The 14,661-nt window shown below is 28.2% G+C and carries 11 protein-coding genes; 5 read left to right on the top strand and 6 right to left on the bottom strand.

Annotation, left to right across the window (positions count from 1 at the left end; all coding sequences use genetic code 11):
• Positions 1 to 568 precede the first annotated feature (568 nt).
• The 5 genes from ccmE to leuS all read right to left on the bottom strand — a co-directional run bounded on the left by ccmE (position 569) and on the right by leuS (position 7,382).
• Positions 569 to 970, bottom strand: a complete 402-nt coding sequence (gene ccmE, locus DRF75_RS04505; RefSeq protein WP_045170641.1) for a cytochrome c maturation protein CcmE — start codon at positions 968 to 970, stop codon at positions 569 to 571.
• Positions 971 to 1,084: 114 nt separating this feature from the next.
• Positions 1,085 to 1,855: a 5'/3'-nucleotidase SurE gene (gene surE / locus DRF75_RS04500; RefSeq protein WP_045170640.1), complete on the bottom strand. Its 771-nt coding sequence runs from the start codon at positions 1,853 to 1,855 to the stop codon at positions 1,085 to 1,087.
• 332 nt (positions 1,856 to 2,187) lie between these two features.
• On the bottom strand, positions 2,188 to 2,874 hold the full coding sequence (gene pyrF, locus DRF75_RS04495) for an orotidine-5'-phosphate decarboxylase (protein ID WP_045170639.1): 687 nt from the start codon (positions 2,872 to 2,874) through the stop codon (positions 2,188 to 2,190).
• Positions 2,875 to 3,132: 258 nt separating this feature from the next.
• A complete protein-coding gene (locus DRF75_RS04490) occupies positions 3,133 to 3,915 on the bottom strand; it encodes a TatD family hydrolase (protein ID WP_045170638.1) in 783 nt (260 codons plus the stop codon).
• Between the two features lie 974 nt (positions 3,916 to 4,889).
• The gene (gene leuS / locus DRF75_RS04485) at positions 4,890 to 7,382 is read right to left on the bottom strand and encodes a leucine--tRNA ligase (RefSeq protein WP_045170637.1); all 2,493 of its coding nucleotides are present in this window, start codon (positions 7,380 to 7,382) and stop codon (positions 4,890 to 4,892) included.
• 493 nt (positions 7,383 to 7,875) lie between these two features.
• Between leuS and DRF75_RS04480 the strand changes: the two genes are divergently transcribed.
• From DRF75_RS04480 to thiC, 4 genes are all read left to right on the top strand, one after another.
• The gene (locus tag DRF75_RS04480; RefSeq protein WP_045170636.1) at positions 7,876 to 8,202 is read left to right on the top strand and encodes a helix-turn-helix domain-containing protein; all 327 of its coding nucleotides are present in this window, start codon (positions 7,876 to 7,878) and stop codon (positions 8,200 to 8,202) included.
• A gap of 88 nt (positions 8,203 to 8,290) precedes the next feature.
• A complete protein-coding gene (gene rpoZ, locus DRF75_RS04475) occupies positions 8,291 to 8,707 on the top strand; it encodes a DNA-directed RNA polymerase subunit omega (protein WP_045170664.1) in 417 nt (138 codons plus the stop codon).
• Positions 8,708 to 8,795: 88 nt separating this feature from the next.
• Positions 8,796 to 9,410 (top strand): Smr/MutS family protein, encoded by a 615-nt coding sequence (locus DRF75_RS04470; protein WP_129992737.1) that lies wholly within the window; start codon positions 8,796 to 8,798, stop codon positions 9,408 to 9,410.
• Between the two features lie 434 nt (positions 9,411 to 9,844).
• Complete coding sequence (gene thiC / locus DRF75_RS04460) at positions 9,845 to 11,509, top strand: phosphomethylpyrimidine synthase ThiC (RefSeq protein ID WP_045170635.1); 1,665 nt, start codon at positions 9,845 to 9,847, stop codon at positions 11,507 to 11,509.
• A gap of 1,118 nt (positions 11,510 to 12,627) precedes the next feature.
• Here thiC and coaE read toward each other — a convergent pair.
• Entirely contained in the window at positions 12,628 to 13,248 is a 621-nt protein-coding gene (coaE, locus tag DRF75_RS04455) for a dephospho-CoA kinase (protein ID WP_045170634.1), read from the bottom strand.
• 240 nt (positions 13,249 to 13,488) lie between these two features.
• On the opposite strand from coaE, the gene DRF75_RS04450 reads away from it, so the two are divergent.
• A complete protein-coding gene (locus DRF75_RS04450; protein ID WP_045170633.1) occupies positions 13,489 to 14,079 on the top strand; it encodes an L-threonylcarbamoyladenylate synthase in 591 nt (196 codons plus the stop codon).
• The last annotated feature ends 582 nt before the right edge of the window (positions 14,080 to 14,661 follow it).

Here is a 14,661-nt window from a genome sequence, read left to right as displayed (position 1 = left end):
TAAGAAAGTTATTAAATATTAAAAAAAGAAGTAAAATATTAATATTTAAAAATATAAAAAAATTTTAAAAATTTAAAAAAATTTTTTAAAAATAAAAAATCAAAAAAAAAATAAAAAATAAAAAAATAAAAAAAAATTATAAAAATAATTAAAAAAATATTAACAAAATCTTTAATCATAAAAAAAAAATTAATATAAAATATATAATAAAAAAAAAAAAAAAAAAATTCTAATTATATAAATAATTTTTTCAAATTTTAAAAAAAAAAAAAAAAAAAAAAGTATATAAAACTGTAAACTTTACAGAAAGATTTTAAAGAACTCAATTTTCATATAACACATAAAGCATTAAATGATAATATAGAATATTATTGCCTACTAACCATAAAAATTGCTTCAAAAATATTACTCACAGATTTTTGATATACTAAAATACCAGCTACAAATTACTGCAAATTATATAATTTACCAAACAATACTGACATTAGCATTTAAACAATTACTGAAAAAACCACTTACTTTAATGTAAATACTATATAAATTAATGCTTGATTTGATATCCGATAATTTATTTTACTCTATATTTATCAGGTTTATAATTCTCATCATGCTTAGCTAAAATTTCATGCGCGTTAAATTCACCATTCACCATCCTACCTTTTGCTACTACCCAACTACCTTCTGAAAACAAAGGAGGCAATATTCCTTGATATACTACTTTAATTTGATTTTCTAGATCTGTTATAAAGAAAGAAATCAAGTTATCATGTCTTTTCAGACTACCACTTATTACCATACCACCTATTCTAATATCATTTTTATTAACATTCACACTACTTGATAAAACTTCAGTTGGAGTAAAAAAAAATGATATATTATTTCTCAGCTTATTCAGTACAACAACAACAGACGAACCAAATATAACAAACGTCACAATAATAAAAAGTAACCTCTTATGTTTTCTTTTCATATTTCCGATCAATATTCTCTAGAATTTTTTTGCTTTTACTATAATCAAAAATTATAAAACAACTCAATCCAATCAATAAACCAATACTTATAGTATAAGCAAAAACCAAGAAAATCATAGCGTACAATCCTTGTAAAGTGCAGTTAAAGATTCTAATGCATCAAAGTCTGTCATATCAAGCTTTAGTGGTGTAATTGTAATATAACCATCATCTATTGCCTTAATACTATCATCAGAGCAACCCCTATTACCTTTATCAGGTGCAATTCTATGTACTGTATAAGATATACTACCACTAACATTTCGCTTCTTTTCTATTTTATTAGATGGCATATACTCCCCTTGACTTGTAAATTTAACACCTTTTGCTGGAATTAAAGGGAAGTTAACGTTCATTATAGTAGACTTATTCCAAAAAGGAACTTCCAATAACATATTTATGATCTTCTTTAAGAATTTTTGTGGATTTATCCAATTTATTTCTCCACGCCTACCATCGTATTCCTGACTGATAGCAATTGATGGAATATTCATCATAGCACCTTCTGCTGCAGCACCTATTGTGCCAGAATACCCTATATCATTTCCAATATTAATACCGCTATTTATACCAGATAAAATCAAATCTGGTTTTTTACCAGTAATTTCTCTCAATCCAAGAAAAGCACTAGTAGATGGAGTACTGTTAACAATAAACTCAGTGTCACCCACTTGGTATACATCAGTTGCAGTTCTTACACCTATTGACCTTCCATAACCACTACAATTGCTTGTTGGAGCAGCTATCCATATTTCTGATGCAATACCAGCTTCTATTATTATTTCTTTCAGAACTTTAATACCAGTTGCATGAAACCCATCATCATTAGTCAATAATACCTTCATAATATATCTATTCCATCATAATTAAACACATCGTAACATAATATAGCTTTTAAATACATAACAACAACTACCATTATATATCTAGTACATACTAATATAATAATATAGTAGTATACAAAAAACATTAACAGTTTGATAACAAAATATTCACAAAAGCATCATTATCAACATTTAACTAAATTTTATCTTATATGCACTACTTCAATTAATCAATCAAACTTATTCTTATAAATCCATTACCTAAAACCCACCAAATTTTATTAATTCATAATACCTAATAATAACAACTCCTAAACTTTTATAACTTAACATTTACAGTTTCTAACATCATTTCATAAACGAATTGAAGATAAAATTGTTTCAACTGTCTGAATAGGATCATTACTCATAGTAATTGGACGACCAATTACTAAATAATCTGCACCAGCTATAATTGCATCTTTAGGATTTTTCACTCTCTTCTGATCACTACAATCATTTTCAAACCTTATACCAGGAACTACAAGTTTAAAATCTTTGCCACATTGATTACGTACTTCTTGTATCTCAAAAGCAGAACAAACTATGCCATATAATCCAACCTCTTGAGCTATTTTAGACAACAACATTACATGTTGAATAGATGATCTATCAATACCGACTTCTTTTAAATCAGAGTCATTAATACTTGTTAATACAGTTACACCTATTAATTTTATCATACTACCAAATATACTATCTATAGCACTTAGCATCATATCTTTACCACCACTAATATGAATAGTCAGCATAGCGATATTTAAAGATTTAATTACTGATATAGCCTTACCTACAGTATTAGGAATATCATGTAATTTTAAGTCAAGAAATATTGGAATACCACAATCAGAGACTGCTTGCACGCCAGATAACCCATGTGCAGCAAAAAATTCTAATCCTAATTTTACCATCGATATTTTACCATAAAGCATCTTTGTTAACCGCAATGCATGAGTAATATCACAAGTATCTAAAGCACAAATAATTGGATTACACCACATAAATTTCCTTAAAAAATATTTTTTAATATTACCTTCAATGTTAAACTAATATTTTACTAATTTAATCAATACTAACTATACTATTTCATACACAATATAAGAAATAAAAATCTAAACAACACTTAAAATAAATACAACACTTTATAAAGCCTATATATCAAAAATAATATAAAAACTCTACCAACACTTAAGATTTCCTAAAAACCTTACTACACAGTTATCTCAACATACATTCTTACTACTTAAACATACAAATCATCATGAGTGAAAATGTTCTGAACACTTTTTAAACAGCTTAAAAAAATTATTCGTAGTTAAACTACTAATGTCTTCAATATCCATATCCCATAACTTAGATAAATACTCAACAACAAATTTCGTTCTAGCTGGTTCATTCTTTTGTCCACGATAAGGCTCAGGAGATAAAAATGGAGAATCAGTTTCTACTAAAACCATATCTTTAGGTACAAACCCAGCTACTTCCTGAACAACTTTAGCATTCTTAAAAGTCACTATTCCTGAAAAAGATATATATAACCCTAATTCTATTGCCTTAATTGCTAACTCACGTGATGATGCAAAACAATGCATTAGACCCAAGAATGGACTTTCTTTCATCTCTGATGCTAAAATTTCCATCATCCTTTTATCTGCATTTCTTGAATGAATTATCACAGGTAACCTAGTTTCCCTAGATGCATTAATATGAGCTAAGAAATTTTTTTCTTGTTCTCCTACATCACTACACTTATAAAAATCTAAACCAGTTTCACCTAATCCAATCACCTTACTATGTTGAGCCAAAGTTACTAACTCACCAACTGAAACAGATTCTCCACCTGCACTATTAGTAGGATGCACACCAACTGAAAGATAAACTTGCTTATAACTTTCTGCAATGATTACTAAGCTTGGAAACTCAGACATGGTAGTACAGACAGTTTGCATCAACTTTACATCATTTTCCTCTGCACGTAGTACTATACCTTTTATTTCATCTGGATTAAAATAATTTAAGTGACAATGTGAATCTACTATCATACATGCTTACAATACACTACATAAATTTTAAAATATTTTAGATATCAAAAACCATCTAACAAACTCATCCCTATTAATAATACACAGGATCAATTTATAAGCCATAAAAATGCTATATTAAAGCTCTAATTATAAACAGAAAACCAAGTACCGACAACCACTTGTGTAGAATCATATACAGCAGAACTAAACTTCTTTAACAAAGAATCATCCAGATATCAATTGATACAGTAACTAAAATTCTAGCTAATGAGACTTAGAATCTCACAAAACACACATTAATCAATCACACAACTAAATAAGTTATCACTAATCTTGAAAGATTATAAGTCCAATATACAATAAAATATCCTAACTTAAATTTACAAGAATAATACTTACTACAGTTGTCTATTCTATTTTTTACTGATTCTCATATAGATTTAAACTAACTGTTATCAAAATTAATTATCAACAATGTATTAAAAAAACATCCTATAAAAAATCAACAATTGACCATAATTTCTTTAACGTAAAGCTGTGCTATAAAATACAGTGATCATCACGATATTTTATTTAGATTGCAAAAACTATACCTACCACATACTTCTAGTAATACACACATTCTCTATAGGAAGCTGTTTATTCTATTTTTAACTGATTCTTAAGTCATGGATTGAAGCCAACTGTTATTAAAATTAATTATCAACGATGCATTAAATAAAACATCCTATAAAAAACTAACAATTGACCATAATTTCTTTAACGTAAAGCTGTTCTATAAAATACAGTGATCATCACGATATTTTATTTAGATTGCAAGAACTATACCTACCACATACTTCTAGTAATACACACATCCTCTATAGGAAGCTGTTTATTCTATTTTTAACTGATTCTTAAGTCATGGATTGAAGCCAACTGTTATCAAAATTAATTATCAACAATGTATTAAATAAAACATCCTATAAAAAACTAACATACACTATCAATATTTATTTTTTTAACTTATCAATAACAATATTAACTGCCCGTTTTGGAATAATGTATATATTTTTTATAATACTGTTCCCTACTTTATTCTTAGCTATCTCTAAAGCCATAGATTTCAGATGATCATCATCAACATTATTAGCAACTGTCAATGTCTTAATAAACTTACCATTGACTTGAACAGCAATATTAACATTTCTTTCAATAAGTAATTCCAAATCTGCTTTAGGCCACATTTGATTCCACAACATACCTTTACCTCCTATATTTTCCCATAATTTTTCAGCTATATGTGGAATAAATGGCTCTATAACTCTAATTAAAATACATATTGCTTCGCTAATTACATAAGAGTTTACTGAAGTTCTTATCATTTCACTCACAATATTGCTTAACTCCCTAAACTTAGCCACAGCACAATTTAAACGACAAAACTCTAAATCATCTGTAATATCACTTACAATTTTATGCACACACCTTCTATATTCAATAGCATCTTCTGGTATATCTTCCACATTAAAATTTAAGTTCATTTGATCATAAGAAACTATCATCCGCCATAATTTACTAAGATACCTACTTGCACCTTCTATGCCATCATCGAACCATTCTATATCACGCTCAGGAGGAGTGTCAGACAGTATGAACAATCTTGCTGTATCTGCTCCATATTTATTGATAATATATTCAAGGTTTACTACATTTTTCTTGGATTTACTCATTTTTTCAGCCCTACCAACAGTCACATGCTGACCTTGTTCTATCATTTTTCTTGCTTCTTCAGGAAATAAGTAGTTACCTTGTGCATTTGAATAAGTAGCATGACAAACCATACCCTGGGTTATCAGACTAGAGAAAGGTTCTTTTACATTAAAATATCCACACTTAGTTAAGGCTCTACAGAAAAACCTAGAATATAACAAATGCAACACTGCATGTTCTATTCCACCAATATAATAATTTACAGGCAATAATATGTTACATATATCTTTATCTATTCCACCACTAGTTCCACAAAACGCAGCAAAATACCAAGAAGATTCAAAAAAAGTATCAAAAGTATCTGTTTCACGTTCGGCATCCATACCACAAGATGGACATTTTACATACTTCCAAGTAGGATGATTATCCAAAGGATTACCAGATTTTGTAAAATCAACATCTTGAGGTAAAGTAACTGGTAAGTCTTTCTTACTTACAGGCACTGTACCACATTTTTCACAATATATTATAGGTATAGGACAACCCCAATAACGTTGCCTAGATATTCCCCAATCATGTATTCTATAATAGGTCATCTTCTTTCCTATCCCTAATAATTGCAGCTTTGCAATCATAGCTTCTTTTGCTTCATCTACAGTCATACCATTTAAAAAATCAGAGTTTTTCATGGTACCTGAACCAACATAAGCTTCTTTTCCTAAATCCACATCAATCTCAGGAAAAACTACTTGTTTGACTTGTAGACAATACCTTTTTGCAAATTCAAAATCACGCTGATCATGAGCAGGACATCCAAAAACTGCTCCAGTTGCATAATCCATCAACACAAAATTTACAATATAAACCGGCAAATCCACATCCAGTAAAGGATGCTTCACAAGCAATCCAGAATTTATCCCAAATTTTTCTACTGTACTAGATGCATCAGTGATCAAATTATTTTTATCAAAATCATTTATTTGGTGAATAATCTCTGCATCATCCACATATTGTAAAATAGGATGATCAAAAGATACTGCAATAAATGATGCCCCAAACAGTGTATGAGGACACGTAGTGAAAACCTGCAATGTTTTATTAATATTCAAAATTTCAAAATCTACTACTACACCTTCAGATCTACCAATCCATCGTTCTTGCATAAGTTTTACTTTTTCTGGCCACTTATCCAGTATTTTTAAATCATTTAATAACTCTTCTGCAAAATCAGTAATTTTAAGAAACCATTGCGATAATTTCCTCTTTTCTACTATAGCACCAGAACGCCACCCTTTTCCATCTATCACTTGTTCATTAGCTAGTACAGTCTGATCTATAGGATCCCAATTAACCAACGATTCCTTTCGATAAGCTAAACCACACTTTAAAAAATCAAGAAAAAACGCCTGTTCATGTTTATAATAATCTGCATCACAAGTGGCTAACTCTTTAGTCCAATCATAAGACAATCCTATAGATTTCAATTGACATCTCATATTGTCAATATTGTTTGTAGTCCAAGTTTGCGGATTTATATTGTAAGATAACGCAGCATTTTCTGCTGGTAATCCAAAAGCATCCCACCCTATTGGATGAAAAACATTAATACCACAAGCACGTTTGTATCTAGCAATTACATCACCTATAGTATAATTCCTCAAATGGCCCATATGTATGTTACCAGAAGGATAAGGAAACATTTCTAAAACGTAACACTGAGCTTTTTTGGCATCAGTACAAAAATTCCACTTTCTTTGTATATCCTGTTCTACTTTTTTGAAATCGTAATGCATGGCATACCGTTGTAAAAATCTCTTAAAATTAGACTAGCTCTTGTACAGTATTCTACTAGATAATTCAAGCGGCACAAATACATTAACGTCAAAAAGACTATGAACAATTTCTTTACTTTAGTACCAAAATTATTAAAATATAGATTTTTTATATTTAGAAATTAATGAATGAATAAAAATTCACAAATTATATACTTCACTATCAATAAATTATAAAGTGATTTAATATAATATTTCTAATATTATAAATTGATTTATAAAGTTAAACAATTAAAAATACGAGAATAAGATGAAAGTATAAAGAAAGTTATCTCTTTTATATATAAGTTTTGTCAAAATATTAATCATATATTTATATAATTGAGTAATATAAATGAGAAATGTATAAAAAATACTTTATATTAATAAATTTTTAAACGATTTAATATGATATTTTTAATATATAAATTAATTTATAAAGATATTTCTATCTCCTATATTATGGTATAAAATTATGACAACAATAAGTAACCAAAATGATTATGGAATTAAGTATAAAATACTAAAGTTAATAAAAGACATAACATACAAAAATCACTGGAACCAAGTAACAACTGCAAAAATACTAGGAGTGGATCAACCAAAAATATCTCAGATTAGTAACGGTAAAACAGCAGGATTCTCATTAGAAAGGTTACTTATATTTCTGTTACGTCTAAAATGCGAGGTAAACATAACAATCACTATTAATAACTCAGAAACTGCATTGATTAATAAAGACAGCGTGACACAAAATTCTCTAGAGTCCATTAATCTCGTAATAGTACAAAAAGGAGATTAAATAAATAAACTCATATATGAATATTACACTGTTGCATAATTTTTCATATTATGATAGAATAAATCTTTTATTTATAATTGGTTTGTTAATGACACGTCTTACAGTTGAAGAATGTATGGGTCGTACTAACAATAAGTTTAAGCTAGTAATACTAGCAAGTCAAAGGTCTCATGACCTAAATTCTGGAGCATGTCCAGTAATAAAGCACAAAAATAGCAAAAATACTGTTATTGCATTAAAAGAGATAGCAGCAAAACAACTAGATGTAGCTTCTTTGTTCAATTTATCAGTACAAAGATGTAGAAAATATATGGAAAAATTCATTAACTCAGATGAACAATATGTTGCTAATAAAGCAAAAATCGACATATTTCAACAAAATGCAATAGCAAGTAACTTTAATGAATTAGGAAATAACTCAAATAATCAGAATACTAATCTTTTAGGCAGAGATAACTTTTTTTCTACTCCAGAAAATAGAAACACTAGTAATACAGACTCTTAGTAATATTAGTAAAGCCATTCATTATGTATGTTGTCACTCTTGGTTTTCCAAACTTTTAGTCTTACATATTAAGTAATAAGTAGGTCATATGCTTAAAAAATTAAAAAGAGAAGTGCCAAATAGTTCATCATGTGATGATATAACGTTGTGGGATTCTATTGCTTTAATTGTTAGTCCATTTTACAACAATAAGGTTCCATATAAAAAACACATAGACAATAATTACTATTGTACTTCATCAAACAATAGACATACTAATTATTTTATACCAGGACAAACTAACTATAACAGCACATATAATACCGGTATTTCATCAATACAAACTTGTTCTAATAGTACATACGATATCAGTAGTGGCCTAAATCTTAATAACAATACTAAAAAGAAAATTGACAATGGAAAGTATTGCATAGATGCTACACTTGATCTACATGGCTATACACTAGACTCTGCTCATGATAAATTACTAGATTTTATTATTAAAAATTATAATTTAGCAAATAAGTGTCTATTAATTATCACAGGATGGGGAAGTACCAATAAAAATAATAGTAACAGCATAAAAAGCAATTTTAGCAAGTGGCTACAAAATGAACAAATAGCAAAAGTAATACTCTACTATACAGGAGCCATTAACGCACATGGCGGAAAAGGAGCATTCTATGTACTATTAAAAAGTAAACACAAACAGCACAATTTATAAACCCCTTAGTAATATAAGTCAGAACTATACTATTATAGTAATTGTACAACTTAGCTCTCAAAAAATTCTGTAAATTTACTTTATATTGATTCATTCCTGCAGAAAAATGCACAAATATTTTACCTAATTTTCTAATATCATTTTGAGAAGATATGTCACATTCCTTAGTATTAGTTGTAACTTGAGGTATTCTGTCCGCTATCATAATACCAATAGTTTTCCTTAGAAATTCATGTATAATTCAATTATCAGATACTCTTAAATCAGCATTATCATCTATCACTTATCAAGCATAGAAGAAGGAATTTTAAAAAAACACATACAAGTTAGGAATGAGTCAGGCTTATATAAAGTTTAAATTTTTACAAATATAGACATTATATTAAAACAATATATACTAATATGTATTTTAATATAATATTTTTCTAGTAAAAATGAAAATAGACTTTAATACCATATTTCCTTCTTCAACTAAAGAGTACATTCCAGGTACAATTTATACCAATATCAAAGTAGGAATGCGTAAGATCCATTTTAATAACAATACTGAGTCAATACTAGTATATGATACTGGCGGTCCACATACAGATCAAAACGTTGAAGTCAACATTAATTATGGCATTACAAAGCTAAGGATGAACTGGATTACAGATAGACATGATGTAGAATATTATGAGAGGCAACCAGTTTTAAACTCAGAGCATATATTCACATCACAAAACAACAAAGTTCTAAGAGCAAACAGTACTAAACCAGTAACTCAGGTTTTTTACGCAAGAAATAATATTATTACTCCAGAAATGGAATATATAGCAATAAGAGAAAATGCATTAAGACAGAAAATTCTTTCTTACAAGCCAACTGTTATGAGCCCAGAAATTACTCCAGAATTTGTACGACAAGAAGTAGCATCTGGTAGAGCAATCATTCCAGCAAATATCAATCATCCTGAGTCAGAACCGATGATTATAGGTAAAAATTTCTTAGTAAAAATAAATGCTAACATTGGTAATTCAGTAGTCAGTTCAAATATTGAAGAAGAAGTTCAAAAAATGATATATGCAATTACATATGGTGCTGACACAGTGATGGATCTATCTACAGGAAATAACATACATGACATTCGGGAATGGATTATTAGAAATAGTCCAGTACCAATAGGCACTGTACCTATATATCAAGCTTTAAACAAGGTAAATGGCGTAGTAGGAGATTTAAATTTTAATATTTTTAAAGAAACATTAATAGAGCAAGCAGAACAAGGTGTAGATTATTTTACAATACATGCAGGGGTACTAAAAAACTACATTAGCTATACAGATAATAGACTTACTGGTATTGTATCAAGGGGTGGAGCTATTATGGCACATTGGTGTACCATACACAATAAGGAAAACTTCCTTTACACAAATTTCGAAGAAATATGTGACATTATGAAACGCTATGACATTGCTTTCTCATTAGGAGATGGTTTAAGACCAGGATCAATAGCAGATGCAAACGATACAGCACAATTTTTAGAACTCAAGACATTAGGTGAACTGACAGATATTGCATGGCAACACGATTGTCAAGTTATGATAGAGGGCCCAGGACATGTACCTATGCATTTAATAAAAGAAAACATGGAAAAACAAATTCACTTTTGCAAAAAAGCACCATTTTATACATTAGGCCCACTAACCACAGATATTGCACCAGGTTATGACCACATAACAAGTGCAATAGGTGCAGCAATGATAGGATGGTATGGTACTTCTATGCTATGTTATGTTACACCAAAAGAACACTTAGGGTTACCTAATATTCAAGATGTAAAAGATGGAGTTATTGCATACAAGATAGCAGCACATGCAGCAGACCTAGCAAAAGGCAACCCATCTGCTTATATACGTGATTATGCACTAAGCTACGCAAGATTTAATTTTAAATGGCACGACCAATTTAACTTATCTCTTGATCCAGAAACGGCAAGATCTTTACATGATGAATCTCTACCATCTGAGAACGCAAAATCTGCTCATTTTTGTTCAATGTGTGGGCCAAAATTTTGCTCAATGAAACTAACTCATAATTTAAAAGAACACGCTACTGAATAAGTATACAACTAGCTTTAAACCACACAACCAGTTTAACTAACTTATTAACTAAAAATATTTTAGAAGAATTTCTTCTACTGAAAATTATAAAAAATGCAAATTTTTCCCACCTCTATTTAATAGTACTAATAAAGTTTCTTAACCAATGACAACACATCATATATTTTTCATTTAACAGGATTACATAAAGCTTAATTTTAAATAACATAATAAACTTTACCAAGCTATCGCTCATAAATTTTCAGATACTTGAAATAAAAACCTACAATACAAGAATGTAAAGTCTGATTGTTTTTATTAATTTCTCAATAAAGTTTTGTTCAACATAATCACCACATTATCTAACACATTCTAACAAAATCAATTAACTGAACAAACATACACACAACCTTAAACTACATTATTAATTTAACTAATTTATTGACCAAAACACTAAAAAATACTTTAGAAGAGAAAATACAAATTTTCCGCACTTTTATTCAATGAAAAAACAAAGGATCATGCTTAACAATAACAATATATTACTAATAAGCTCAAGAAATATTAATGATTTTCAATATAATCCAAAAACCTACAAAGTCATTAAGATAAAGTCCTACAATATAAGAACAGGAAACCTGATTACTGTTTATTATACAAAACTTTTACAAATTAATAAATCAATGAGATTACACACAAGAGCTAGCATATACAAATTTTATTTATCAACTAATCATAAAACTATAAAATTTATACTATAAGTCTTTACCACATAAAAATATATAATCTAACTGACTTTTATCATATCAAAAATTTTACTTAACGAATACAATACATCAATTAAAATTAACACTAGATAATACTTTATCTAATAACTCATTTGATATTCAAATGTAAGCTTATATAACACATGATTAACTATACCATTGCTTAAATCATTCAATGCCACATTATATAACTTCTATATTAAATAGTTAAATATTTCACGTAAAAAACAGTTTATAACACAATACATTATAAAAAAAACACTATCAGTAATCTATATTATCATATTAATATGTTTTACTATCTTAATATATATAACACTTAACATAGCATTATAAAACAATTCACAGCAATAACTTTAACTTGCTTATGCTTCAATTATAATACTCTTCATAACCCACATCATATTTATTATTCACATTAAGCATGATTTTTTTAATTTGAAATAATATATCTTTTTTACTTAATCCAGTTCTAATAGTAAAATTTGCAAATTTTTTCCTATCACTTTCAGACAACTGCTTACATCTAATTGATTCAAATTCCCTTACAGACAGGCCACGACTTAGCACTCTTTGCATTTGTAATAATTTATTTGTTGTTACGTGAATAATAAAATTACAACAATTATAAAAATTACATTCTATTAATAGAGGAACATCAAGTACTACATATCTTACTGAGTTCCTATTATGAAGCATGATAAAATCTTTTTTCTTTTTTAAAACAATAGCATGGATTATTGACTGAAACTCAACCCATAAGTGATTATCAGTCAAAAAATGCTGTCTTAAATTAGCCCTATTAATAACCCCATTATCGACAGAATCTGGAAAATATTCACCAACAAGTCTTATAACATCGTTATCATATTTATACAACTCATGTACAACCTTATCAGCATCAAATACCTTTGCTTTAAAAAATGTGCTAAAATAGCTAGCAACTAAACTTTTACCAGATCCTATTCCACCAGTTAATCCAAAAATCACCATAACTATAAAATTACTTTTACTAAATATAGAAAATCATTATCTTTTAACCATCCATAAATTAAGAACAAACATTTTTCTATAAATAACTAATCAGATTATACTCATACTTATAAATTAACAATACACAACATGTAAAAAGCTTAATAATTCACAATATATAAAAACACATTTATATTATATTTTATTATAAAAATCATATACTTAATATCTAACACATAGATAAACCAAAGCTAGATATAAATGATATTAAAAGCAATACAAGCATTAAAGAATGAACATTTAATAGCCTTTCCCACAGAAACTGTATATGCACTAGCCGCAGATGCGTATAGTATTGAAGCAGTACAAAAAATATACCAAATAAAAGGCAGATCTTACAATAAACCTTTATCATTACTAGTTGGTAATATTAATAAAATCAAGCAATTTTCTAACCTTACAGACCACGCTATTAAAATAATACAAAAACTTTCTCCTGGGCCTATAACTTTTGTATTACCAATTCATAACTATCACAAATTACCTAGACAATTTTTCAATGACACCATTGGTATAAGGATTCCTAACCACCCCATAGCTTTAGAGATTGTAAATAAAATTAAGAACCCAGTTGTAGGAACAAGTATTAATATTTCTGGACAACCCAGTGTAACTGCTGCACATCAAATTCACGAAACAATAAAAAAACACATTTCAGTAACAATAGAAGACGATAATCTAGTAAACGGTATCGAATCAACAGTTATTGATCTAACATCATATAAAATACTAAGAGCAGGAGCAATAGCGGAAAAGACACTACTTACCATTATACAAAATATTATAAATTAGCTGATATTTATGATATAAAAAGTATACTTTACACACAAAAGTATACTGCAATATAAGTTAGCTAATATATATAACTATTACATCATTAACATATAATTTATCACTTATACTACTAATAACTATAAACAACTTTACACATACTCTATAAGCTAATATTCAGTAAGATAAAAAGTATGTTTTATACACAGACATATTGTGAAACTTAATCACCAATATAATTATCACACTACCAAAAAACTACACCATACCATTGCCATTACATAACAATAACTATAAATAATTTCACACTAGCCACACAACTTAACATTTGTGAGATAAAAGATGTTTTATATATAACTCGAAAGTTCAATTAACAAATAATACTATTATTACAACGTTAACAAACAGCATGTCATATTCTTCATTACATAACAACAACTACAAACAATTTCACACTGATTACACAACCTCACATTTGTGGTATAAAAGCATGTTTTATATATAATTCAAAAGTTCAATTAGCGACTAATACTATTATTACAACGTTAACAAACAGCATATCATACTCTTAACATTACATAACAATAACTACAAACAATTTCA

It is taken from the genome of Ehrlichia minasensis (assembly GCF_004181775.1).
Lineage (GTDB): Bacteria > Pseudomonadota > Alphaproteobacteria > Rickettsiales > Anaplasmataceae > Ehrlichia > Ehrlichia minasensis.
This window is presented reverse-complemented; position numbering and strand designations above follow the sequence as displayed.

What these genes read in the sequence shown, in the direction of transcription:
- ccmE (WP_045170641.1), bottom strand. Translation starts at nt 970, where the DNA reads ATGAAAAGAAAACATAAGAGGTTACTTTTTATTATTGTGACGTTTGTT.
- surE (WP_045170640.1), bottom strand. Translation starts at nt 1,855, where the DNA reads ATGAAGGTATTATTGACTAATGATGATGGGTTTCATGCAACTGGTATT.
- pyrF (WP_045170639.1), bottom strand. Translation starts at nt 2,874, where the DNA reads ATGTGGTGTAATCCAATTATTTGTGCTTTAGATACTTGTGATATTACT.
- DRF75_RS04490 (WP_045170638.1), bottom strand. Translation starts at nt 3,915, where the DNA reads ATGATAGTAGATTCACATTGTCACTTAAATTATTTTAATCCAGATGAA.
- leuS (WP_045170637.1), bottom strand. Translation starts at nt 7,382, where the DNA reads ATGCATTACGATTTCAAAAAAGTAGAACAGGATATACAAAGAAAGTGG.
- DRF75_RS04480 (WP_045170636.1), top strand. Translation starts at nt 7,876, where the DNA reads ATGACAACAATAAGTAACCAAAATGATTATGGAATTAAGTATAAAATA.
- rpoZ (WP_045170664.1), top strand. Translation starts at nt 8,291, where the DNA reads ATGACACGTCTTACAGTTGAAGAATGTATGGGTCGTACTAACAATAAG.
- DRF75_RS04470 (WP_129992737.1), top strand. Translation starts at nt 8,796, where the DNA reads ATGCTTAAAAAATTAAAAAGAGAAGTGCCAAATAGTTCATCATGTGAT.
- thiC (WP_045170635.1), top strand. Translation starts at nt 9,845, where the DNA reads ATGAAAATAGACTTTAATACCATATTTCCTTCTTCAACTAAAGAGTAC.
- coaE (WP_045170634.1), bottom strand. Translation starts at nt 13,248, where the DNA reads ATGGTGATTTTTGGATTAACTGGTGGAATAGGATCTGGTAAAAGTTTA.
- DRF75_RS04450 (WP_045170633.1), top strand. Translation starts at nt 13,489, where the DNA reads ATGATATTAAAAGCAATACAAGCATTAAAGAATGAACATTTAATAGCC.